Below are 24,187 nucleotides of genomic sequence, written 5' to 3' on the forward strand. Positions count from 1 at the left end.
CAAATATGACATTAGTATATTCCACCGAAGTTGGACGCATTAAACCTGAAGATTCACAACCTCAGCGGCCGAAAGGCGATGGTATTGTGAGAATACAAAGACAAACTAAGGGAAGAAAAGGGAAAGGTGTTTGTGTTATCACCGGTCTTGATCTTGACGATGCTGCATTGAAACTCTTGGCAGCTGAATTAAAAAAACATTGTGGTTGTGGTGGTGCAGTAAAAGACGGGCATATTGAAATCCAAGGCGATGACCGAGAAAAAATCAAAATGCTTCTGGAAAAGAAAGGCCATACCGTTAAACTCGCCGGTGGTTAATTTGTTTCCGATGAAATCAGTCAAAAGGCTCCTGAGTGACAACGTCACAATGGGGCTTTTTTATTCTTTCACACATAATATTTATGTTCCCTTGGCTGAGTTAAGTCATCCTTATTTTTCCTGTTGTACAAAAAATATCTAGCGATTTCATATCTATAGAATTTATCCGTGATTAATGATTCAAATCAGTGTTTCAGTGCGCTTGTGAGCATATTGTATGCCTAATCACATTTTCATATGCAAACTATAGGGGATAAATATGAACGTCATGAGATTTTCTGTACCCAGGGATATTATTTATGGAGAGGGGGCACTGGCTGAACTGGCAACGTTAAAAGGCCAGAAGGCTGTGATTGTGACCGGTGGAAGCTCAATGAAAAAATTTGGGTTTTTGGAACAATGCCAAGATTATCTATCACAAGCCGGTATTCGTAGCATCATTATTGATGGTGTTGAACCGAATCCATCCGTTAAAACCGTATGGCGCGGTGCTGAAGCCATGATGAGTTTTGAACCTGACTGGATTGTAGCGATAGGGGGCGGATCGGCTCTTGATGCAGCCAAAGTCATGTGGTGCTTTTATGAACATCCTCACTTAAAATTTGAAGATATCATTGAAGTTGGCTCCATGCCGGCACTACGTCAAAAAGCAAAGTTTATTGCCATTCCATCAACCAGTGGCACCGCATCTGAAATTACAGCATTTTCTGTAATCACTGATACCGAGAACCATATCAAGTATCCCATTGTCGCTGCTGACATGGTGCCGGATATTGCGATTCTTGATCCCAAACTACCAGAAACAATGCCAGCACATATTACTGCCAATACCGGCATGGATGTTTTGACACATGCTGCAGAGGCACTGGTTTCCATTGCCGCAACATCATTTACAGATCCGTATTCGATTGAAGCCATCAAGCTGGTTATCGATAACATTGAAACAGCATATAAAGAACCAGACAATAAAGAAGCACGTTATAATATGCACAATGCATCTGCGCTTGCAGGGATGGCGTTTACCAATGCCTCGTTAGGATTGGTCCATTCACTCGCTCACAAAATCGGTGGTGAGTTTGGAGTGACTCATGGTCTGTCAAATGCGATTCTGTTGCCATATATTATTGATTTCAACAGACAATACACCACCAAATATCAGTTGGCTGAAAGCATTCTCGGCATTGATAATTTGGCACAAACCGTCAGAGAACTAAACAAAGCGTTGGATATTCCATCCTGCTTTAAAGATTGTGATGAGGTTGATTTCAGCGAAGAGAAATTTATCCGAGTATTGGAAAGAATGAGTGAGCGAGCCTATGGTGATCCGTGCACATTGACCAATCCAGGAAAACCAACCGTTGAAGATGTGAAGAGTTTATACCGTAAGAGCTATTACGGAGAGTGATCTTCCATCGTTCAAGTATTAAACGAGAGCGGCCGGCCAATTGCCGCGCTCGTTGTTACTATCCAGAAACCTTCTGTGAAGAGAATAACAGTATCAAACCCCGTGGGAACATGACTTATAGGGGGAATGGTTGAATCAATTGAATCGCCCCAATTATGTTATTTAACATAACGTACATAATGCGCACTTTGGAAGATTTAAAAAAAAGACTGAATCAGTCCTAATATTGTGAAAATGACCAACTAATACATCTATCTCAGAAACCATAAGCCGCTATTAAAGCTAGCGGCTTTTTAACATCAGCGCTTATTAACATCACTTCTAGCTAAGACTAATAAATCAGAACTTATTAACACCACTTCTAGTTAAGACTAAAAAAAAGTCTAGCTACAACTTATCCACCGATTCCCCATACTCCAAACCAGAGAATTAAGTTACTTTATACGATAAGTACCAACCAATAGCCCTCGTTAAAGCAAAATAATTCAGTATCCTTTCTGCCGTGTCAAATATTAACTATCTATTTTTATTGGATTTCTTCTGATAAATTGAAATCAACAAACAATGAAGGAGGTGAATTCAGGAAAATTGAGAGATATGTATATCATGCGTAATCAAAAAAGAGGAAGCTCCAATACCCGCCAGTATTAGAGCTTATAGATAAACAAACCTGAAAGGAGGTTTTATGATTCAGTTGTTAACTGAACTCATCAGGTTGCTAATAGCAATAATAAACGCATTTTTTATGTAATGCGCTAAAGCCCTGTGGTTGCACACTGGGCTTTTCATTCATTAAATCACTCAAAAGAGTAATACATGATATATGCTATACAAGGATAATATACCACCCCTAACATGTTTGTGCGACTCACTATTTTTTCAGAGAGAATCATAGCTTCGCTCAAGTCTGGCAGGACGGGGGGTATTACCTTTCTTGAAGTTCGGGGAACTACTGACCGCGCCCATTGGAATCTTTCACTTCCCCCGAACTTCATCACGGGGCTTGTCTCCTCATTTTCCCAACTATAAGCCCACATGCTTATAACAAAAAAACGAGACTGAGGATTCCGGTTCATTCCAGATAATCCCAGTCCGGATACTGTACCCAAATCTGCAATGTGTTACCTGACTCGGCTACGCTCAATTCATATCAACCCTCTTCTATTAAAGATAAATGGTTTCGTCTACTGCTATGTTTTGGCGCTGCGGTGATGCTGTTTGTTTATTTTTACCTCAAATATTAGTTATAGTGCATTAGTTTATATATCTAGAGTGATACTGTCACACAGCAGAAGTATTCACTAACATGAGATCTGAAAAGATCATCTCTCTTTAGGAAGCGTTATGTACGGTTAATTATCACTCTATGAGAGTTGAATATTCTGTTATAAACCAATGAAAAATATAAGTTTTAATTACAATATCGGCAAATAATGAAGGTGCGCATTAAAACGATCAACTTATTTCTCATAGAGAATTAACTAAGCAGTGTAAGTAATCACTACGCGCAGTGATGTTGGTATACAAGATTTATATTTCAGAAAATAAAAAGCCCCCTCTTTTCAGAGAGAGCTTAGATAGGTATGTACTTAAGAGAAAAAATAAACGCGTTAGTATGTGGACAGGAAATTCACATAGGCGCCTTTGGCATGTGCATTGGTATAGCTAACCGCAGCATCAAGTTCAAATAATCCGAGTAGAGAAAGCCCTATCCCCGCAGTGTATACCCCATCAGAATTACTATAAGCCAGATTCTTTTTATAACCGGCTCGCAATTTTAGCTGACGCAGAATATCGATTTCACCGCCGACACGCAGCATCTGGGTATTATCATTGAAATTGGTATAGCGCTCTTCTTCATTCAGATCATAATCAACACTAATCGAGGCATAATCACCAATCAGCCCAACACCAACAGTATATAGTGGTCTGAGTTGATAACTATATTGCAGATCGGCCTTGCCAGATATACTGGAAGCAACTCGCCGGGTAGTGATATCACGAGAAACCAAATTGGTTGCTGCGAATCCAACTCTTACTGGCCCATAAAACCACAGCAGACCTGCATCTAAGTTAAATACCGTTTCTCCGGTACTATTTGCATCGATATCACTGAGATCATAGTTCTTCAAACTGGCTTCGTATACATAGGTATACACTCGTTGCAGTTTTGGAGATACACCAACTGAGATATGTTGCCCTAGAAATGTTTGATACTTTGCCAGAGAAAGACCTACTTCAGTGACCGCAACAGAAACAGCATCGATCGTACTATTCTGCGCATTATCAAGCGTTGAGGAACCGGTTGTCGCGATTGATGGTGTTACATAAGTCTCTGCATAGGCTTTACCAAACAAATTCATCGAAATATATTGATTGGGAATCCCTATTGCGATCGCACCACCAATATCAGCTTTGAGTTCTCCACCATTGAGCGCATCGAGCTGACTCTGAAGTTTAGCTTCTTGTGATGAATCCCCGCCTTCCATATTTTTGATTGAATCGCCTACATCATCGATTGTATTGGAAATATCATCAGGATCGTTATAAGTCAGTCCAAAACTGGGAAGTAGCATTCCCGCATCATCGTTTCTACGATAAATGGCAACAATGGCAGGATTATAGAAAGGAGCAGTGAGATAATTGGCTGAAACAACCCCGGTCCCTCCCATTGCATCCCCTCGGGCCTCAACAGCGTAGGAAGCTGCCATACTCCCGGATGAAACAACGAGAAGTGAAGGAATTAAATATTTTAGTTGTATATCCATATGCGCTATAAACCGAATAAAATTTAATATTTATAACGACAGATTGTTATATATCTTTAGCTATTCCTCTAGTGAAACATCATATGTTTTACTAATAACTTGAGATTGCTCAATGGTTATAGGCCCTTGCCACCGCTGATGATTCATCGATACTGCCAGAACATATCGTCCCGGTTCTAATGTATTCGGTGGTAACTCGCCTGGATAATTAGACTCATAGGTCTGTTTCCAAACTTCTGAGTATTTGCCACTATGATAGCTATATGCTGAAACTTTCATTTTGGGTAATGGGCAGTAGCGATTCGGAATCGCTGTTTTTTCGACACGCCATTGTTCTTTTGAACGCCAATGAATCGTGTGGTAGGTCTTCGGATTATCAAGAATGACCCAAGAGCTCCACGACTCACCATTTTTCCGAGAAACAATCAATCGATAAAGCCCCATAGGTAAGCGATTATTCAGATTATAACGCTTCACGTAAGTGAGCTCATTTGTGACGTCGTCACTTCCTGTTTGGGAAAAAGAACTATCGAGGGAAATTGAATGATCAACCCAACGAGTGAACGAAATCTCTCCTATTTGTGACGTTGTCACCATATCAATCAATAATTGAAATGCATCTCGGCCCGGACTCTGGATCTCAACTCTGCGTACTGCGAGAGACTTAATCCAATCAGGAAAAGGTCCACGCTCTAAACTCTTTCCACAATCTGCGCTTAAAGATTGGAGTAGTAAATCATTCAGGTGACTGCTGAGATGATTACTTTTAGCGTTCTGCCATACTTCAACTAAAGAGCTAAACATTTTAGGCAGGTCATTTTCCAGCAGATGTTCATGGGCTTGAGTTAATGGCGTGTTACGTTCAAACCAGTTCGCGTAAACAGAATAGTTGGGAGCACATATGAGTACTCCCAGTAAGAAAAAATTCTTTTTTCTCATCATCAGGCTTTCATTTTATAGCCGACACCCCGTAACGTTTCAATTTCTAATCCGGGAAGTTTTTGCCTTAATTGCAGCACATGTGTATCAACCGTTCTTGTTGTTGGGAAGTGGTTGTAGCCCCACACATGATCCAATAATTCATCTCTGGTAAATACTCTGCCTAAGTTACTAGCCAGAAATAACAGTAAATCAAACTCTGTACGGGTCAGCGTAATCAAGTCACCTTTGTAATGCACTTCTCGCGTGGCTTTATCAATGGACAATTCTGCAGTGACTACCTTTGTGTCATCTTGCGACTCCCCATCAGGCGCTCGAAGTTGTGCTCTCACCCTGGCGAATAACTCGGCTTCAGCAAATGGTTTGGTTAGATAATCATTCGCACCAGAATCAAGTCCTGCAACTTTATCTTTCACCGTGACCAGTGCCGTCAATAAAATAACCGGAACATCTTTCAAGTTTTTCCAATCAACGAGATGTTCAACTGAATCACCATCAGGAAGCTGTCGGTCCAAAATCACTAAATCAGCCTGCTCCCAATACTGTCTTACTTCTGAAATCTTCTCCGCATGTAAACAGTTATATCCGGCTTGTTCTAGACTAACTAACAATCCATCAGCCAAGTTTTTATCATCTTCAACAAGAAGCAACGTCTGTTTCACAAGGTATCTCCAAAATAAATGTTGTTGGTGGCCCGACTAGAGACATTTTGCCTCCCATTCTTCCAACCATTGATTCTACTATTGTTAAACCTAGGCCTAAACCACTTTTACTGACAAAGGGCTTACGTAGCTGACGCCAGTCTTTCTGTGTCAGCACACCCTGATCGATGACCTTGAACGTAACCATATGACTTGACGTCGTTACATCCAACTGCACGGGGGCAATACCATATTTAATGGCATTTCTTAACAAATTATCAATACAAGTTCCCAACCAATAGACATTTAATTTCGCTGCAATATCCTGATTGATTGAGAAATGAATAGATGCTTCAAATTCTTCCTCTAATTTATACTCTAACCACTCCGCAACTGACGGTACCCAAGCCACGGACAAAGGTTTAGTATCGGACTGTAAATAATCCTTACTGGCCTCCGCCAACTGCCTCAGACGGCGGGAATCTTCACATAATCGCCGAAATTCATCATAAACACTTTCGGGAAGCCGCTCAAACTCTCGTCTGAATCCTTCAACAGTCAGTGACAGGCTGGCAATTGGTGTCCGCAATTCATGAGTCAATATCTGTAAAATAAGCATACGGCTTCTCAGTTCAAGCCGCTTTGTATTCCAACGATAGACAAACCAACTAATCACTAATAATACGTTGAAAGCAACAAGGCCAACGAGGATATAACGCAAAATATCCGATTGGTCTTCTTCCTCCCAACACAAGTTACCGCGTCGAACAAAACAAGTTGAATCTTCGCCATTGACATAACTGAAGACTAACCCCGCCTGTTCGGCATTATTTTTCCAAACATGATCAGCAAAAACGTAATACCGATCACCTTTTCTCAACCAAAGCTCATCTTGCTCACTGAACATTGAGTCACCAGAAATTAATGAGGTGACCGACTCACTGTCCATCCGCTGTAAACGCCCTAGTAAAGTATCTTCAGGTGCTTTAGGACGCTCCTGAATATGCATATAAACTTTAAGCTCATCATAAAGCTCTGGGTGTTTTTTCACATATCGTGCAGCATATGTTCCCCCACCCGGATGAATCAAAGCACTTCTGGCAAACCAACGCAACGGGAGCTTCGTCCCTTTGCACATCGCCCGGGTAAAAACCAACGGCTCTGTCGTTAAAGGGCTCAAAGGTAAACTTCCGGTACAATGTTGCGCTAAAGCGTAAAGCTGCTGAATATCTTTCAAAGGATATTGGAATGTCTGAGGCAGCATGGATTCGGGTGTAATAAGTCTTGTCGCATACTCAGCTTCTATTTTTCTCAAATCATATGAGACAAGTGCCTCATTATATCTAAACAAGGATATAAAATTATCGATTCTTGCTGGCAAAGAGTCCGCATATGCATATGGAATAACAGACATAAACAACAGCACGAATCGTTTTAATATCATTTTCTTATGTGACTCTATATTCTCAGGCAAGTTTCATGATCCGGTTAGCATTATGACAAAAATAGTTATCTACGTGTTATGCTGGTGTCAATAATGTGCCCCCTAAATAAATTAAGCCAGCATTATTGCTGGCTTAATATTACAAAGTTTTCTATTGTTTTTTAAGTAGTGACTAATCCAGATGTTCCAGAATCTGCAAACATGATGCTTTTGCATCCCCAAATAACATCTGAGTATTCTCTTTAAAGAAGAGTGGATTCTGAACACCTGCGTATCCGGTATTCATTGAACGCTTAAATACAATGACATCTTTGGCATTCCAAACTTCCAAAACTGGCATGCCAGCAATTGGACTATTCGGATCCTCTAACGCCGCAGGGTTGACCGTATCATTCGCACCAATAACCAGCACGGTATCGGTTTCACTTAAATCATCATTGATTTCATCCATTTCCAATACGATTTCATATGGAACCTTGGCTTCAGCCAACAGCACATTCATATGGCCGGGCAAACGACCTGCGACTGGGTGGATACCAAAACGAACTTTGATACCTTTGGCTCTCAGTTTCTCGGTAATTTCAGAAACTGGGTACTGAGCTTGCGCCACAGCCATACCATACCCCGGAGTAATCACCACAGACGTTGAGTTTTTAAGCATATCCGCAACATCTTCAGCCATGATCTCGCGATGTTCACCTTGCTCTTCTCCATCATCACTGATTACGACTTCTTGACCGAATCCACCCGCAATTACGCTGATAAAAGAACGGTTCATCGCTTTACACATGATATAGGACAGTATCGCCCCCGAAGAACCGACAAGTGCGCCAGTCACAATCAATAGATCATTCGCCAGCATGAACCCCGCAGCAGCGGCTGCCCATCCTGAGTATGAGTTCAGCATTGAAACGACAACGGGCATATCTGCACCACCGATCGATGCAACCAAATGATAGCCAAAAACAAAAGCGATCAGAGTCATGACCATCAGTGCAAAATAGCTTCCGTCAACATTGACAAAGTAGATCAACAATAGTGCGGAAACGATCACTGCCGCAAGATTCCACTTATGTTTATGAGGAATATTCAACGGTGAAGATTTAAACACACCATGTAGTTTACCAAACGCAACGATCGAACCGGTAAATGTAACCGCCCCAATAAACACGCCAACAAAAACTTCAACCAAATGGATAACATGTTCAGCATGTGTCGCGGTTTCCGGAGCTTCAATAAAGCTATTATATCCAACCAACACAGCAGCCATACCAACAAAGCTATGAAGGATCGCGACCAACTGGGGCATCTGTGTCATTTCGACTTTCTTCGCAAAATAGATACCGATTGTCCCACCAATCGCCATTGCAATGATAATCCAGACGATCCCCGACGTATCGGGAGCAAAAATAGTCGCCAGTAAGGCTATCGCCATCCCGGTGATACCGTAATAGTTACCAACCCTCGCCGATTCCTGTTTCGACAAGCCAGCCAGGCTCATCACAAAAAATAAAGCAGCAACGATGTACGCCGCTTGTACTAATCCTGCAGACATTCGCTACTCCTTGTTATTTTTTACGGAACATTTCAAGCATACGCTTGGTGACGGTAAAACCACCGAAGATATTGATACTTGCGATCAACACAGCAATAAACGATAAAAACGTAACAAAGCCATTTCCCTGACCAATTTGCAATAAACAGCCGATAACAATAATCCCTGAAATTGCATTAGTCACAGACATTAAAGGCGTATGGAGTGCATGAGTTACGTTCCAAACAACGTAATAACCAACCACACAGGCAAGGACAAACACCGTAAAGTGACTGAGAAAAGCAGCAGGCGCAACAGAAGCAACCCAAGCGAATGCACCAACACCAACAACGAGGCCTAACGCCTTCTTCATCGGGGACGCCGCTTTTTCTTCTGTTTTCTGGGGCGCTTTTACCGGCTCAGGTTTAGCCTGTGGTTGTGCTGAGACTTGAATCGGCGGTGCCGGCCAGGTCACTTCACCTTCTTTAACGACGGTCACACCACGTTGAACTACATCCTCAAAATCGATAAAAACTTCACCATCTTTTTCTTTGCACAGTAATTTCAACAAGTTAACCAAATTGGTAGCATACAGTTGAGAAGACTGTGTCGGTAGACGCCCAACCATATCGGTATATCCGATGATTTTTACGCCATTCTCAGTCGTCACCACCTGGTCAGCCACTGTGTATTCACAGTTCCCGCCATTTGCAGCCGCAAGATCGACAATAACACTGCCCGCTTTCATACTGTCAACCATTGCTTTGGTTATCAGCTTGGGCGCTGGCTTTCCGGGAATCAATGCAGTGGTAATAATGATGTCGACATCTTTTGCCTGCTCTGCGTAAAGTTCAGCCGCTTTGCGATTAAAATCATCAGACATCTCTTTGGCATAACCGTCTCCGGCACCGGAATTCTCCTGAAAATCAACAGAAAGGAACTCCGCCCCCATCGACTGAACCTGCTCTTTTACTTCAGGACGGACATCAAACGCCCGGACAATCGCCCCCAAACTACCAGCAGCACCAATCGCAGCTAATCCAGCCACACCGGCACCAGCGACAAAAACTTTTGCAGGCGGTACCTTACCGGCAGCCGTAATTTGTCCAGTAAAAAATCGGCCAAATTCATGTGCCGCTTCAACGACTGCGCGGTATCCAGCAATATTCGCCATCGATGACAAAGCATCAAGTGCCTGCGCCCGAGAAATACGTGGCACGGAATCCATGGCAAGCACATTGATTTTTTTACCGGATAAGGTTTCAAGTAACTCTGGATTTTGTGCTGGCCAAATGAAGCTGATCAACGTCGCCCCTTCTTTGATCAGCTCGATTTCTTCAGTTGTCGGCGCATTAACTTTTAAAATAACATCTGCACGCCATACGTCTTCATGAGATACAACCTGAGCACCAGCAGCTTCGAAACTCTGGTTGTCAAAACTCGCTTTTTCTCCGGCATCGGTTTCAATAAGAATATCAAAACCTAACTTTAGCAGCTGCCCTACCGAAGTCGGTGAAGCTGCAACTCGCGTTTCACCCGCAAGTCGTTCTTTAGGCACACCAATTTTCATAGTTATTTCCTTATAATTGGCACAGTAATATGTTTAATCTAACGGCTTACTTACTCATTCAAGCAGCAGACAATCAAGTACAACCACTTGCACTTCTTTGTAACATATTATTTATCACATGTTACTTATCACGTCTTGTTTCTACAGCATCGGTCCAACATCTGCCATGAGCCATCACCATACTAACGAGAATGTCTAGTGAATTGAATATCATGGTAAAAATTAATCACCACAAAAAAAGAAACCATAAGCTTATCGGCTTATGGTTTCTTTCATCATGATTTTAATCAATTTGAGCAACACTCAACTGAAGATCTTTTCTCCCATCTGATCAATAAACATTTTCGCCTTATTGACCATAAGCTCATCAGCACTACCGCGATTGGACAAAACATCCGACCGAATGAAACGATGTTCTTTCATTTCACCATTGATTTCCCGGGTAATCCGCCCGGCAACCCGATACTGACCATTTTCGGCAATCGCTTCAGGAAAAATAGCAAAATCTTTGTAATAAACCGGCTCAACAGGTGTTGACTCTTGCTGACGTTGACCAAACAACCGAGATAAAAATCCCACTTACTTCTCCTTTTGATATTCTGTTTGATGACTAATGATCGGGCTTTCGTACCATTCCAATTCAAGGTCATCATCATAACGAGCCGTTGCAACAACAACGGGAACCTCCCGATACTCAGGGTTCTGACGACGGTCATTTTTGATCATCGACTCTCCGGCTTCAACGGCATCTTGGGCAAATTGCTTTAACTTTACTAAACGAGTTTCCGGGAGCGTGGATAAAAAATCAATATCATGACGAATGTATACAGGTCGCAGTTGACTTAACGCTAAACAAGCCAGATCAGCCAATTGCTCATGATTATAGCGAGCTTTAAAATCATCTGAACTCAATATTTGACCGACTAAAGTTTCCATATAATTATGAACATCAACACTGATATGCATATATTTATTCTCCAGTAACTGTCAGCATCCAAATAGATATAATCTCACGACATCAGGATTCAGGTATATCATAAACATAGTATCAGATAACCAATCTGACATAATTTTATACATATTAGTAACAACTAATAATAACCTCTTCAGTCAAACGGTGTAAATATTCTATATTCTTTCAGTTTATTGGCATATTCATCTTCATCGCTCATTCATGCATTTAGTCACGCATACCTCACCCAAGATTCAAGGAAAGAGTATAAAAAACGACAAAATAGTGTATTTTTTGCTAAAAATCACGTAAAGTTCAGTCAATTATTTGACGAATCAACCATCTATGTTTTCAATGTCGGTCAGTTCTTCCTGGTTCCGCTGTCTACTTCCTATTTTGTTCATTGTGGCTATCCATATCGGGATGGGCCACGAGATATTTACGCAACTGTCAAATTCCAATGTACTGCTTAACTTGCCTTATGTTTTACTTTTCACGGCATTAGCGGTTGCGCAAATATTCAAACAAAGTCGTATGGGAATGTTGGCTGTGGCTCAAATACTGGCCTATGGTGTCATTCAGCTTTGCTTGCAAACACCATTAATCAGTGGTTCAACTCTTTTAGAGTTATCTTTACTTGCTTTACTCTTTCCAATTAGTTGCGTCATCTGTTATGCGTTCCGTGACTCAGATCTTTTCACTAAAGAGTTTCTGTACTATTTGCTTATACAAGGTTTGTTCTTCGCTTGGTCACTGTTAATTTTGGATTATTTTAACCAAGGTAACTTTCCGGAGCTTTTTACGCAATTATTGTTATCGGTGCCTCAAGTATCACGATTACCATTTATTCTATTTCTTTACCTGATGGTTTTAGGTGGCCTCACCATGCTGCTGCTACTGAGGAAGAATCGTAAACTTGACGCGATTGTTTACACATCTGTTCTACTTATTTCAGATGTCTTTGTTTCTTTTCATCTCCCGCACATTTCTAGCATACTATTCTCTATCTCTGGTATTTTTCTGGTGTTATATGTTATTGCTGCCGGACATGAGTTGGCGTTTAATGATCGACTCACCCACCTTCCCGGCCGCGCAGCGCTCGACCATACGATGAAGTCTCTGGGACGACATTTCACCATTGCTATGATTGATGTTGATCATTTCAAACAATTCAACGATAACTACGGCCATGACACGGGAGATGAGGTTTTAAAACTGGTGGCAAGCAAATTACGCCAAGTCAAAGGTAAAGCGAAGGCTTATCGCTATGGCGGTGAGGAATTTACCATTATCTTTAAAGGAAAAAGTTCAGAAGAGGCATTTGATTATCTTGAATCTTTACGCCAAGACATCCAAAACTACGACATGTATCTGCGAAATACGGATAAGCGCCCTAAAAATGATAAAGTAGGACGCCAGAAACGCCAAAAAGATCAATCCAACGGTGTCGTGAATATTACGGTCAGCATTGGAGTCAGCGACAGTCGATCAAGCCGAAACCCTCAAGACGTCATCAAAGCCGCGGATCAGGCTCTTTATAAAGCGAAAAAGTCTGGTCGGAATCGGGTGACGGTGTAAATGAGCTGAAGTTAACTATAGATAGTGAATTATAAAGATAGACAGTGAATTATAAATTGCGTCGGCTAACTAAGCGAAAATAATCTTGGTCACAAGAGATGATACTTGAATAATAATTGGAGCGGGCAGCGGGAATCGAACCCGCATCATCAGCTTGGAAGGCTGAGGTAATAGCCATTATACGATGCCCGCGCATCGAGATGACGGTGTTAATATGCCACAATCGGCGAAAAAGAAAAGTGCTATTTACCAAAAAACGGTTTGATTGCACACTTCATAATCAAATTAATTTCAATTGGTTACCATACAACCAGCAATTCGTCATCCGACTTATATCCTACGTCAATGATCAATACATTACATATTCGTATACAGTGGACCGCCCCCACCTTCCGGAGGTGTCCAAGTGATATTCTGGGCCGGGTCTTTGATGTCACATGCCTTACAATGGAGGCAATTCTGCGCATCAATGGCAAAGCGTTTCTCACCATTTTCTTCCACGACGTTGTAAACACCGGCAGGACAATACCTTTGTGCAGGCTCGCCATAAACAGCCAAATTGTCTGCTAACGGAATGTGAGGATCTCGTAGTCGAAGGTGACATGGCTGGTTATGCTCATGAGAGACTTTGGCAATATAAACTGAAGAAGCACGATCAAAACTCAGCTGTTGATCAGGTTTGGTATAGTCAATCGGCTGACATTGATTCATTGGTAGCAATTGAGCGTGGTCCGCTTGATTATCCCGAATATGCCATGGCAGGCGCCCACGGAATATATTCTGATCGATAAAATTAAATAACCCGCCTCCCAAAGGGCCAAACTGATGCATTGCTGCGGTACTATTTCTTGCCATATACAGCTCTTCATGTAGCCAGGAATCTTGCAGGCTCTCGGCAAACGACGTTAAATCGGCACCTTTCATCTCCTGCAAAAGTGCGGGATAGACCGTTTCCGCAGCCAGCATCCCAGATTTCATGGCAGTATGAATGCCTTTCAGTTTCGCACCGTTCAGCACACCCGCTTCACAACCAATTAACAGACCGCCGGGAAATGTCATCTTCGGCTGTGCATTGAATCCCCCTTTGGTTAAAGTCCTGGCCCCATAAGACAATCGCTGCCCGCCACTGAGATACCGAGCAATTTCAGGATGATGCTTCATCCGCTGAAATTCATCGAACGGACTCAAATAAGCGTTTTTATAATTCAGATCAACCACCAAACCGATAGCAACCTGACAATCATCAATAAAATAGAGGAAGCCCCCACCATTCGCATGACGCTCCAAAGGCCAGCCAAAGTGATGAATGACCTGCCCTAATTGATGATGTTCAGGCCTAATCTGCCAAACTTCCTTTAATCCTAAGCTGAAATGCTGTGTATCAGCATTTCGATCCAATGCATAATGCTCAAGCAGTTGTTTACCAAGATGCCCCCGACTGCCTTCAGCAAATAACGTGTATTGACCCCGTAACTCGATCCCCGGCATATGGTCGGATTTTGGCTCTCCCTGAGCATCTAAACCCATATCACCAGTGATAACGCCACAAACTTCATTCTGTTCATTGATCAGTAATTCTGATGCGGTGAACCCAGTAAAAATTTCCACACCCAGATGTTCCGCTTGTCTGGCTAACCACTGGCAGAATTTCCCTTGTCGAATCAGATAGCTCCCCTGATGATGCATACTCTGGGGGACAAAAAGGCTGGGAATTCGCCAAGCCTTATTTTCATCCCGAAGATAGAAAAGCGCTTCCTGCTCAACTTGGGTAATGACCGGCACATTTTGTTGTTGCCAATCGGGGAAAAGCTCATCCAAGGCACGGCTTTCCATAATCGCTCCCGATAACGCATGAGCCCCAATTTCTGCGCCTTTTTCAATCAGACAAACGTTCAGTTCCCGATTCTCCACTTGTGCCAGTTGCATCAGGCGGCAGGCAGCTGATAAACCAGCGGGCCCGCCACCAACAATCACAACATCAAATTCCAGGACTTCTCTCATGGATTTCCCTTACTTCTTTCTCACAGGATGAATGATTACGGCTGGCTTGAGTGATCTCATACCATTTTTTCCATCAGTTCAGGCAACACGTCCATGCAATCCGCAACAAGCACATAATCCGAAGACTGAAACATCGGTGCATCAGCGTCATTGTTGATTGCCACAATCGTTTTGGCATCTTTGACACCGGAGATATGTTGAATCGCCCCGGAGATACCGACGGCAATATACAAATCCGGTGCGATCACTTTCCCCGTCTGCCCAATCTGAAGATCATTGGCTGTAAATCCGGCATCAACTGCCGCACGGGTTCCCCCGATTGCGGCTCCAAGCTTGTCGCCCAACGTCTCTAACAAAGCGAAGTTGTGCTCATTTCCCAATCCGCGGCCACCACCAATCACAATACGTGCCGATGACAATTCCGGACGAGAGGATTCAACCTTCTGATGACTGATCACCTGTGAAAGCTTGAGGTCTTCACTGCCCGGCACTTGAACCACAGTCGCTGCACCGCCCATATCTGCGCTTGCAGGGAAAGCGGTTGTTCTGATGGTGAGCATCTTAATCGGATCAATCGACTGGATCGTGGCGATGGCACTCCCCGAATAAACCGGTTTGCGAAAGGTATCGTCATTCTCAATATCAATGACTTCCGAAATGAAGGAAACATCCAATAATGCCGCCGCTCTGGGTAAAAAGTTTTTCGAAAACGACGTCGCAGCAGCGACGATATGGGTATAATCTCTTCCGACACCAGCAATGAGATTGGCAATATTTTCAGCTAGCGCCCCCGTATAGATATCAGAGTCAGCAACGAGAACCGTCGACACATCTCCCAACTGGGTCGCATGTTCAACGACTGGATCACAATGATGACCAACAACGAGTAAATGAATATCATCACCGATCTGTTTGCCGGCCCCAATCGCATGAAATGTCGCCTCGCTTAATTTGAGATGGTCATGCTCCGCAATAATCAAAATAGTCATCAGATTACCCTCGCTTCATGCTTTAATTTACTCACCAACTCATCCACACTTTCGACTCGAATACCCGCCCGACGGCCATTTAACGATTCAACTTGGAGAAGACGCGTTCGCCGATGCATCGCAACATTGAAGCGCTCCGCTGCAATCGATTCGATGGGTTTTCTGCGGGCTTTCATCACATTAGGAAGAGAAGCATGGCGAGGTTTATTTAAGGGTAAATCAGCCGTAAGAACAGCTGGAAGCGTGATCCGAACAACCTGTTGACCATGATCGACTTCTCGCGTGACAAGAGCCGCGTCGGATTCAAACTCAATCTTTGACGCAAATGTTCCCTGAGCAATGCCGAGTAACCCCGCCAACATTTGACCGGTTTGATTATTGTCACTGTCCACCGACTGTTTACCGGTAAATATGACTTGTGGTTGTTCTTTCTCGACCACTTTGACTAATAATTTCGCAATAACCAGCGGATCCAAATGATCTTCTGACTCAACATGGATCGCACGATCAGCGCCCAGAGCGAGTGCTGTTCTCAGTTGTTCCTGACATGACAGCGTGCCGACAGAAACGGCAACAATTTCAGATATTCTTCCTGCTTCTTTATGCTGAATTGCTTCTTCTAACGCAATTTCACAATAGGGATTCAACACCATTTTGGCATCTGATAAATCAACGTCACGTTGATCACTCTGAACACGAACCGCCAATGACGGATCCGCGACTCGTTTGATTGCTACTAATGCTTTCATATACCTAGCCTTATTCGTGAACTGACTCAGAGTCCTAATTTTCTTGCAATGATGCCTCTCTGAATATCATTCGATCCGGAGAAAATTCTTGAGGGAACCGCATCCAGTAATAACTGCATGATTCCCATTTCTTTTTCGATTGCGGATCCCCCGAACGTCTGAATGGCATCCAAACCACACTGCACAGCCGATTCAGAGATAACCAACTTACTCATCGCAATTTCTAACTCACTATCTTTCCCTTGGTCGTAAAGCCAACCCGCGCGGTACAAAAGCAAACGCGATGTATCCAGATTAATTTTCATATCAACGATCCGATTGGATACTGATTGATTCTGAGCGATCGCCCGACCAAATTGTTTCCGTTCCTGCGCATGAAGAATGACTTTTTCAAGCATTCGTGCCATCGCTCCGACGTAATACGCGAACAGGCACCCTTTTTCCCAAATCATCGAATCATAAAACATCGCCCCACCGGCACCTTCCGCACCAACACGATGAGATTCAGGAACAAAGACATTCTGCAAGTAAACTTCTGACCATAGACAAGTCCCTAAGCCATCTTTGGCATGGTGACTCCCGACAGTCAGTCCTTCAGCCTCTTTCGGTACCAAAAAGGCACTCACACCTAAGAATCCCATTCCCGGATTTGTTTTTGCGTATACGAGGAAGTAATCAGCGACAGGGGCATTAGAGATAAAACATTTCTTGCCATTTAAGCAATAACCGTCCGAAACACGTTCTGCGGTAGATTTCATCCCGTAAATATCAGAACCGGCCTCTGGTTCGGTCGCTGCATTTGCCATAATACAGGAGCCATCAATCAGTCTCGGCAAATAGGTTTGTTTGAGGGTTTCACTGGCAAAACCACTGAAAGGAACAACACAGGCGAATAAGTGAGCAGAAAGCGAAAACGCCAGCCCCAAATCACTACAACCTTTGCCCAAAGCTTCGACCATCAACATGGTTTCCAGTGTGGATAAACCACTACCGCCATCCGCTTCAGAGATCGGAAGACTGGCATAACCGAACTGGGCGGCTTCCTCCCATACCTGACGATCAAAAGTGTGTGTAGCCATCCGCTCAGCCGCACCCGGTTCTAAGACATCCGATGCAAAACGGAGTGCAGTATCATAAAGCTCTGTTTGTTGTGGTGTTAACTCAAAGTTCATGCTTACATCCTTATTAGGAATGAATTATCAAAATAGTGGAGACAACACATCCATTAAAATAAGTGCAGCACGATAAAATTACATTTATACTGTCTAAATGTAATTTTAGCTGATGAGATTATTTCTTATTTTTATCAGAGATTAATAATAATATTTATCAATCATTAAATTATAAAAACCTAACCTAGCCTGTGCGTCGATATGTCGATTTAGAACCTGCACTTTATTATTAAATATCAGGAAGCGTCTGAATTTAAATTATTAATATGGTAATCATCATAAACACACATTTTTCGACATGGCTAGTCATACCTGTCATATATTTAATATAGTCCACAGATTTAATTATATTTTTAATATATAAATATCAATAAAAACACTTCAGTTTATAAACCTTAGTTTTTAAATTAGTGTATTTATTCTACATTTACATCAGATGACAATTAGTGAACAATTTTATTTCAAATAATTTAATCTTTACAGATTATGTGAATTTTTCATGAAGAAACAATGACACTTACCGTAAAATGTATTGGGATTAGAAATAAGAACCGCCCTTGAAAACACATCGGCGGCTCATTCTTTAGAATGGTGTAATTCATACACTTATGAGGAGACAACTCACTGCCCTGTGAGTCGTTCCAACCTGACTAATATCGCGGTTTCAGGATCCAGAACCGGCAATGCAATCCCCACCTCGCGACACCAAGCACCAGAGACCTCGCCCCCCGAGAATGTCCATTGCGGCTGCGTATGAACAATATTTTCGTAAAATGATGGTTTATCCAAAACAGAGATTCGATAGATCGCCTGATCATCCAAACCGGGAATTCTTAAATACCCACTCAAGGCATGCGTCGGCATGGCCAACTGTGCAATCAGCACGACTGCCTCTGACTGATCGGCAGCAACGACCGCTTGAGCCTGATGCGCTTCATCATCCGTCGGAATTCGCCAGTTGGTTCCGGAGTGAAGTAAAGGCCGTAAAGATTGATGGAGTGCGACATAACGTGCAAAGTTTTCTTTCTCCGTCGCCTCTTCTTTCACCGGGTCAAGCTCGATCCCCATATGACCGAACAGCGCGGTCAGGCCACGAAACTCAATACTGTGACGGCGGCGCGTACTGTGACAATGCCCGGCACCGATATGGCTACCCATGACTTCAGGCGGGAAAAAGTAACTCATCCCACGCTGAATCCGCTGCCGCTCCAAAGCATCATTATTATCCGATGGCCAGAAACGGTCAGTGCGTTTGAGAACTTCATAATCAATTCGCCCGCCACCGGAAGCACAAGATTCAATACTCACATGAGGGAATTGCGATCGTAACTGATCAACTAACGCATAAAATCGCTCTGTCTGCCGCACCCCAGATGCTCTTCCTTGATGCCCGGGTTGAACAATTTCACGATTCATATCCCATTTAATATAAGCAATATGATATCGACTCAAAAAATAAGACAGCCTTTCATATAAATAGTCAAATGCATCGTCATTCTGTAGATCAATCGCATACTGATTTCTTCCCGTTGGTTGCTCGTACCCGTCTACCGCTAATAACCAATCAGGATGAGTTCGGTAAAGCTCAGAATTTTTATTGATCATTTCCGGTTCAAACCAAAGACCGAATTCCATTCCTAACTGATTGACATGTTCAATGATCGGTTCAAGACCATCAGGATATTTACTTTCATCTAAAAACCAGTCTCCCAATGCAGCCGTATCATCATTTCGTGCGTTGAACCAACCATCATCAATAATAAACCGCTCAGCACCTAATTTTGCAGCCTGAGTCGCCATCGACATAATATATTCAGGCTCATGATTGAAATAGATCCCTTCCCATGTATTGAGATGGACAGGCCGCGGTTTGGCAACAAAATCAGGTGAACATATTGAATGACGAACATGCGCATGGAACTGTTGACTCATCCCATTCAACCCTCGCCCACTGTAGCTCGCGTAGAGCCATGGCGTCGTCAGACTTTCGCCTTTCTCAAGCGTCACTTCACCGGGTAAATAGATCACTTCAGCCTGCATATAACGTCGGCCATCTGCTTTGACATCAACCCGGAGCCGATGATTGCCGCTCCATGCAAAGTGAAATCCCCAGACATCGCCATGCAGTTCATCAAAATGCGGTGAACCGGCAATCAATGCCGGATAATGTTCATGAGAAGTTCGCCCGCGCCGATTTTCTTGCTGATAACCACCCTGAAGCAATGGCTGACGCTCAGTCTGAAACTCTTTCACCCAGCGTCCGTAAAATGTCATCAGTTCTTTCGCTTTCGCCGGTAACGGCAACGTATTGGCAAAACGGTTGACCTGATAGGCACCAGACTTGATGTTGGTTAACTGATGGCGAGTTTTTACCACATCATATTCGTCCAGATGAATTTCTGTGCTCAGGCGAAGGCCGGCCAACGGGTCCTCACTCTCAAGATGTAGTGTCTGTCCTTTCAACGCACATCCTGTTTGCACAACATTTTTCAGTATGAAAACCGGTGCCCAGTCTTGACCATTCCTGTGCCCTTCGAGACCTGGGCTGCTAAATACGCCGCGCCCCAATTCAGGTGACAACGTCACTGATACATCTGTATCCAAACGACCATAAGGGATAGGACGATGTAAAGTCGAGCGATAACGCTCTATCTCACCACCAACATGATTTCCCCAATGCAGTATTTCTGCAAATTCTCCCAACTCAATCATGAGCTGAGTTTGCTTGCCGGTTAATTCAATCAGTTCTCGCTCTTTCATCACAAGTCACTTTTTCGTTCAGTTCGCTTCATTCAGTTAGCACAGTGTGTTGTCACATCAATTATACCGATTATAAAATGCTCAGTTCATACTTGACTAGATTACCAACAACCACAATAGGGATATTAAGATTGAAGATATTGCATCTCATGTAAAACGCCACCTAAATATGCCAATACATCGGTATAAATCAAAAAGAGAGCGAGTAAAACGGTCTTCGATGTAAAATATTTTATGTATGAATCTTAAACTTCTTCATTCTTCGCCATAAGGTTGTCACACTGATCCCTAACTTTTTAGCTGCTTGAACTTTATCACCGTGAGTTTCTGAAAGAACTTTCTTGATAATCTCCAATTCATTGGACTCTAATAGACCATGATTAAAACTACCGTGATCTAGATACTCACCACATTCGATTAAATCATTAAGGTTCACATCATCTGATTCACACAAAACAATCAAACGATAGACCAGAGACTGTAATTCACGAATATTACCTGGCCATTCATAATTTAACATAAATTGAGCAGCTTCATCGGAGAACTTGAGTTCTCTACCATTTAATGTAACAAATTGATTAGCAAGCAGAATTACATCATTTTCACGAGCATGAAGATTGGGGACGGGAAGCTTTAATATATTCAGTCTATAAAAAAAATCTCTTCTAAATTTGTCATTTATAACCATTTCTTTCAACGGTTTATTACTAGCCGTAATCAGCCTGAAATCAGTAGAAATAAGAGCATTACCACCGACTCTGGAAAAAGCTCTTTCCTGGAGGACTCGGAGCAATTTCAATTGGACAAGAGAAGAAATTTCACTCACTTCATCTAAGAAAATAGTACCACCATCAACTAATTCAAAAATCCCGACTTTTCCACCTTTCTTAGCACCTGTAAAGACACCTTCCTCATATCCAAAAAGTTCACTTTCTAATAAAGTTTCTGGAATTGCGGAACAATTTAATGCGATAAAAGGTTTATTACTTCTTAAACTATCTTTATGTATACTTTGAGCAAATAATTCCTTACCCGTCCCTGTTTCACCTTCTATGTATACAGGAAAATCGGTCTTAGCAAATTTTTTTGCATTAAAAATACATTCTTTAATTTTTTCTGATGAACCTAAAATATCGACAAAGGAATAACGAGTGGGGAAATGACTATTTTGACGAGTCATAGAAATAGAATTTTTTACGACACCAATTCTCAAAATAGAAAAAAAGTTCTCTTTAGAATGGATATGACTTAATGAAAGATCAAAATTTTTATTATTATATTCAACAATGTGAGATTTAACATTATTTTCACTAATAATATACTCATGCAATGTTTTAAATACCTTAAAGCGAAATATATTATCGCCTACATCACAGTCAAAATTCTTCCTAGCCTGATAGTTAACATTTATGATGATTCCACTACCATCAAAACTTATGATAGAATCAGATGACAAATTAATAGAGTTATCTAAAATATTATATTTTAATTTTTCTTGATTAATATATTTAATAAGATTAACAGCTTGATTCAATGCGACTTCAATGGATAAATTATCCGTGTCTCCCATGACAACATTTATATCATATTTTTCAGCAAATTGATTAACAGTTAATCCGCCGATGACAACATGACATCCATCATTTTTAATTGTTGCCATAATGTCTTCAATCTCTTTATGATTATAGACTTGGCATATTTTAAAAGATTCATGGGTGATGGACTGATAATGTTTAAGCATATTGCAATATTGAGGAAACCCAATTGCAACAATTTTATCACCGAAACGTTTAGCTTCTTCTATTGTTTTATATATGCCATAGAAATCATGTGGAATCTCTACAATTGGGATATTAACACATCGACGTAATACAGCTGCAGTACCACCTCTGCTAATAATTACCTTTGTTCCAGAATTAACTAATTCCTGTGCTTTATCAATGACATCATAATGCTCGAGCTCGTAAATTTGGATGTCAATATCTTTTTCAACCAGTAATGTTGATATCCGTTCAGAAATTATCCTTGATACTGAAAATATTGCAATATCATTGAATTTCATATTACGACCTCGCATATATCAATAATGAAAGCAACCGCTATTATATCAGAATTGACTTCACATTATACAAAAAAATCCATCACTTAAAAGTAAAATACTTTCAAGTGATGGACTATTCAACATTATTAACTAGATTTGGTGATATCTAAAAATGAATTTTACGATATACAATATTACCATTACAGATTGTTGCTAAATTATCTAAATAGCAATCCCCTTGTAATTCATTGCCACCCGTATCTGAAAAAGTAACTTTCTTCTTTTTCATTTTTACAATGGCCACATCAGCAAATGCTCCAGGAGAAAGAACACCAATTTGCCCATCCATTCCCATTAAATTCGCTGGTGTCGTGGTAACAGCTTTTATTATATCAAATAAAGGCATTCCCATATTGATATATTTAGACATCACAAACAATAAGCTGAATACTTTATCTGTCCTTAACGAATTTTTTAATGTTAAGTCGGTGCTAATAATGTCTGGATAAAACCCATCATCCAGTGCCGCCTGTGCAACTTTGAAATCAAAATGTGCGACACCATTTGAACAGTCAAAAACAACGCCCCGCTCTTGAGCTGCTTTTATTTGTGGATAGACCTTATTGTCTTCATCAAGAATCGTATGACCAACGCCATGAAAACAATGCGCAAGCACATCGCCTTTATCAAAACTAGACACTAACTCATAGAGTGGCTTCGTCGAATCAGTCACATGAACACAGAAATTAGTATTCAGTTCTCGAGCTAATTTTACCGTCTCGTCAAATGGGTCCGTTGAGAATCCTTTGTCTTTACATAGGTCTTTGCTATAACGCAACTTCAAACCAAGAATATTATCATCGCCCTGTACAGTTGCTTTTATCTTATCAAGATTAAAATTAGCAGGGTTGATATTTTCCAAATATCCGGTAGGTCCACCACCTAATGTCGATAATCCTACGTTGACCATATTTAGGTAGCTTTTTATCTTAACCAAAGACTGAGTGATGACATGCTTTTTAAATGCAGGGAAATTCACCCAACCACTACTACCGGCATCGACAACACTAGTGACACCATTCGGTAGACAAATCACATCAGCATTGACACTAATAGCCGTGCCATCATGAAAAGCATGTAGATGATAGTCAATCAATCCCGGTAATACGAAGCAATTTTCTGCATCAATTACCGTTTCAGCGTCTACTGCTTCCCCTTCGATATCGACAATCCGATCACCAATAATGCCTATATCATTTTTTACAAAATCCTGGTTAGCAAGATCAACCGTTGTACCATTTTTAATCAGAATATCTACTTTCATGAT

Annotated in this window: 18 protein-coding genes and 1 tRNA gene; 3 read left to right on the forward strand and 16 right to left on the reverse strand. The window is 41.7% G+C overall.

Translation table 11 applies throughout. From position 1 onward, the window contains the following. Window positions 1–5 precede the first annotated feature (5 nt). Together yciH and MKS89_RS18265 are read left to right on the forward strand one after the other, a co-directional pair. Window positions 6–317, forward strand: coding sequence for a stress response translation initiation inhibitor YciH (yciH, locus tag MKS89_RS18260; RefSeq protein ID WP_072959737.1), 312 nt, complete (start codon window positions 6–8; stop codon window positions 315–317). 259 nt (window positions 318–576) lie between these two features. Then, window positions 577–1,722, forward strand: coding sequence for an iron-containing alcohol dehydrogenase (locus MKS89_RS18265; RefSeq protein ID WP_072959735.1), 1,146 nt, complete (start codon window positions 577–579; stop codon window positions 1,720–1,722). Between the two features lie 1,610 nt (window positions 1,723–3,332). Here MKS89_RS18265 and MKS89_RS18270 read toward each other — a convergent pair. The 8 genes from MKS89_RS18270 to MKS89_RS18305 form a co-directional block, all read right to left on the reverse strand. Beyond that, window positions 3,333–4,490 carry a conjugal transfer protein TraF gene (locus tag MKS89_RS18270; RefSeq protein WP_072959730.1) on the reverse strand — a complete coding sequence of 386 codons (1,158 nt, stop codon included), beginning with the start codon at window positions 4,488–4,490 and terminating at the stop codon, window positions 3,333–3,335. A 60-nt stretch (window positions 4,491–4,550) separates the two neighbouring features. Further along, window positions 4,551–5,432 (reverse strand): DUF2861 family protein, encoded by an 882-nt coding sequence (locus MKS89_RS18275; RefSeq protein WP_072959726.1) that lies wholly within the window; start codon window positions 5,430–5,432, stop codon window positions 4,551–4,553. After that, entirely contained in the window at window positions 5,432–6,091 is a 660-nt protein-coding gene (gene vxrB / locus MKS89_RS18280; protein ID WP_072959723.1) for a response regulator transcription factor VxrB, read from the reverse strand. The genes MKS89_RS18275 and vxrB overlap by 1 nt, the downstream gene beginning before the upstream one ends. Next, window positions 6,066–7,514, reverse strand: a complete 1,449-nt coding sequence (gene vxrA, locus MKS89_RS18285) for a sensor histidine kinase VxrA (RefSeq protein ID WP_072959721.1) — start codon at window positions 7,512–7,514, stop codon at window positions 6,066–6,068. Before vxrA ends, vxrB begins: the two co-directional genes overlap by 26 nt. Before the next feature lie 172 nt (window positions 7,515–7,686). Next, window positions 7,687–9,069: a Re/Si-specific NAD(P)(+) transhydrogenase subunit beta gene (gene pntB, locus MKS89_RS18290; RefSeq protein WP_072959718.1), complete on the reverse strand. Its 1,383-nt coding sequence runs from the start codon at window positions 9,067–9,069 to the stop codon at window positions 7,687–7,689. 13 nt (window positions 9,070–9,082) lie between these two features. Further along, window positions 9,083–10,618: a Re/Si-specific NAD(P)(+) transhydrogenase subunit alpha gene (locus MKS89_RS18295; RefSeq protein WP_072959715.1), complete on the reverse strand. Its 1,536-nt coding sequence runs from the start codon at window positions 10,616–10,618 to the stop codon at window positions 9,083–9,085. Between the two features lie 303 nt (window positions 10,619–10,921). Beyond that, window positions 10,922–11,197 (reverse strand): HlyU family transcriptional regulator, encoded by a 276-nt coding sequence (locus tag MKS89_RS18300; RefSeq protein WP_072959712.1) that lies wholly within the window; start codon window positions 11,195–11,197, stop codon window positions 10,922–10,924. Continuing rightward, complete coding sequence (locus MKS89_RS18305) at window positions 11,198–11,584, reverse strand: late competence development ComFB family protein (RefSeq protein ID WP_072959710.1); 387 nt, start codon at window positions 11,582–11,584, stop codon at window positions 11,198–11,200. It lies immediately after the preceding gene. Window positions 11,585–11,915: 331 nt separating this feature from the next. On the opposite strand from MKS89_RS18305, the gene MKS89_RS18310 reads away from it, so the two are divergent. Next, window positions 11,916–13,148 carry a GGDEF domain-containing protein gene (locus tag MKS89_RS18310; RefSeq protein WP_072959708.1) on the forward strand — a complete coding sequence of 411 codons (1,233 nt, stop codon included), beginning with the start codon at window positions 11,916–11,918 and terminating at the stop codon, window positions 13,146–13,148. Window positions 13,149–13,265: 117 nt separating this feature from the next. On the opposite strand, the gene MKS89_RS18315 is transcribed toward MKS89_RS18310, so the two are convergent. From MKS89_RS18315 to MKS89_RS18350, 8 genes are all read right to left on the reverse strand, one after another. Continuing rightward, window positions 13,266–13,340: transfer RNA gene (locus MKS89_RS18315), tRNA-Gly, on the reverse strand. Between the two features lie 165 nt (window positions 13,341–13,505). Next, complete coding sequence (locus MKS89_RS18320) at window positions 13,506–15,149, reverse strand: electron transfer flavoprotein-ubiquinone oxidoreductase (RefSeq protein ID WP_072959706.1); 1,644 nt, start codon at window positions 15,147–15,149, stop codon at window positions 13,506–13,508. 56 nt (window positions 15,150–15,205) lie between these two features. Then, the gene (locus MKS89_RS18325) at window positions 15,206–16,138 is read right to left on the reverse strand and encodes an electron transfer flavoprotein subunit alpha/FixB family protein (protein WP_072959702.1); all 933 of its coding nucleotides are present in this window, start codon (window positions 16,136–16,138) and stop codon (window positions 15,206–15,208) included. Next, window positions 16,138–16,887: an electron transfer flavoprotein subunit beta/FixA family protein gene (locus MKS89_RS18330; protein WP_072959699.1), complete on the reverse strand. Its 750-nt coding sequence runs from the start codon at window positions 16,885–16,887 to the stop codon at window positions 16,138–16,140. The genes MKS89_RS18325 and MKS89_RS18330 overlap by 1 nt, the downstream gene beginning before the upstream one ends. Before the next feature lie 26 nt (window positions 16,888–16,913). Continuing rightward, on the reverse strand, window positions 16,914–18,059 hold the full coding sequence (pigA, locus tag MKS89_RS18335) for a prodigiosin MBC biosynthesis dehydrogenase PigA (protein ID WP_072959698.1): 1,146 nt from the start codon (window positions 18,057–18,059) through the stop codon (window positions 16,914–16,916). A gap of 621 nt (window positions 18,060–18,680) precedes the next feature. Then, entirely contained in the window at window positions 18,681–20,819 is a 2,139-nt protein-coding gene (locus MKS89_RS18340; protein WP_205409135.1) for an alpha-galactosidase, read from the reverse strand. A 232-nt stretch (window positions 20,820–21,051) separates the two neighbouring features. Beyond that, entirely contained in the window at window positions 21,052–22,881 is a 1,830-nt protein-coding gene (locus tag MKS89_RS18345) for a sigma 54-interacting transcriptional regulator (protein WP_072959695.1), read from the reverse strand. Between the two features lie 145 nt (window positions 22,882–23,026). Next, entirely contained in the window at window positions 23,027–24,184 is a 1,158-nt protein-coding gene (locus MKS89_RS18350) for a metallo-dependent hydrolase (RefSeq protein ID WP_072959694.1), read from the reverse strand. Window positions 24,185–24,187: the final 3 nt, after the last annotated feature.

Source organism: Vibrio gazogenes (assembly GCF_023920225.1).
In the GTDB taxonomy this organism is placed as follows: domain Bacteria; phylum Pseudomonadota; class Gammaproteobacteria; order Enterobacterales; family Vibrionaceae; genus Vibrio; species Vibrio gazogenes.

What these genes read in the sequence shown, in the direction of transcription:
- MKS89_RS18340 (WP_205409135.1), bottom strand. Translation starts at nt 20,819, where the DNA reads ATGAAAGAGCGAGAACTGATTGAATTAACCGGCAAGCAAACTCAGCTC.
- MKS89_RS18345 (WP_072959695.1), bottom strand. Translation starts at nt 22,881, where the DNA reads ATGAAATTCAATGATATTGCAATATTTTCAGTATCAAGGATAATTTCT.
- MKS89_RS18270 (WP_072959730.1), bottom strand. Translation starts at nt 4,490, where the DNA reads ATGGATATACAACTAAAATATTTAATTCCTTCACTTCTCGTTGTTTCA.
- yciH (WP_072959737.1), top strand. Translation starts at nt 6, where the DNA reads ATGACATTAGTATATTCCACCGAAGTTGGACGCATTAAACCTGAAGAT.
- MKS89_RS18350 (WP_072959694.1), bottom strand. Translation starts at nt 24,184, where the DNA reads ATGAAAGTAGATATTCTGATTAAAAATGGTACAACGGTTGATCTTGCT.
- MKS89_RS18275 (WP_072959726.1), bottom strand. Translation starts at nt 5,432, where the DNA reads ATGATGAGAAAAAAGAATTTTTTCTTACTGGGAGTACTCATATGTGCT.
- MKS89_RS18330 (WP_072959699.1), bottom strand. Translation starts at nt 16,887, where the DNA reads ATGAAAGCATTAGTAGCAATCAAACGAGTCGCGGATCCGTCATTGGCG.
- pigA (WP_072959698.1), bottom strand. Translation starts at nt 18,059, where the DNA reads ATGAACTTTGAGTTAACACCACAACAAACAGAGCTTTATGATACTGCA.
- MKS89_RS18320 (WP_072959706.1), bottom strand. Translation starts at nt 15,149, where the DNA reads ATGAGAGAAGTCCTGGAATTTGATGTTGTGATTGTTGGTGGCGGGCCC.
- MKS89_RS18305 (WP_072959710.1), bottom strand. Translation starts at nt 11,584, where the DNA reads ATGCATATCAGTGTTGATGTTCATAATTATATGGAAACTTTAGTCGGT.
- MKS89_RS18310 (WP_072959708.1), top strand. Translation starts at nt 11,916, where the DNA reads ATGTTTTCAATGTCGGTCAGTTCTTCCTGGTTCCGCTGTCTACTTCCT.
- pntB (WP_072959718.1), bottom strand. Translation starts at nt 9,069, where the DNA reads ATGTCTGCAGGATTAGTACAAGCGGCGTACATCGTTGCTGCTTTATTT.
- MKS89_RS18325 (WP_072959702.1), bottom strand. Translation starts at nt 16,138, where the DNA reads ATGACTATTTTGATTATTGCGGAGCATGACCATCTCAAATTAAGCGAG.
- MKS89_RS18295 (WP_072959715.1), bottom strand. Translation starts at nt 10,618, where the DNA reads ATGAAAATTGGTGTGCCTAAAGAACGACTTGCGGGTGAAACGCGAGTT.
- MKS89_RS18265 (WP_072959735.1), top strand. Translation starts at nt 577, where the DNA reads ATGAACGTCATGAGATTTTCTGTACCCAGGGATATTATTTATGGAGAG.
- vxrA (WP_072959721.1), bottom strand. Translation starts at nt 7,514, where the DNA reads ATGATATTAAAACGATTCGTGCTGTTGTTTATGTCTGTTATTCCATAT.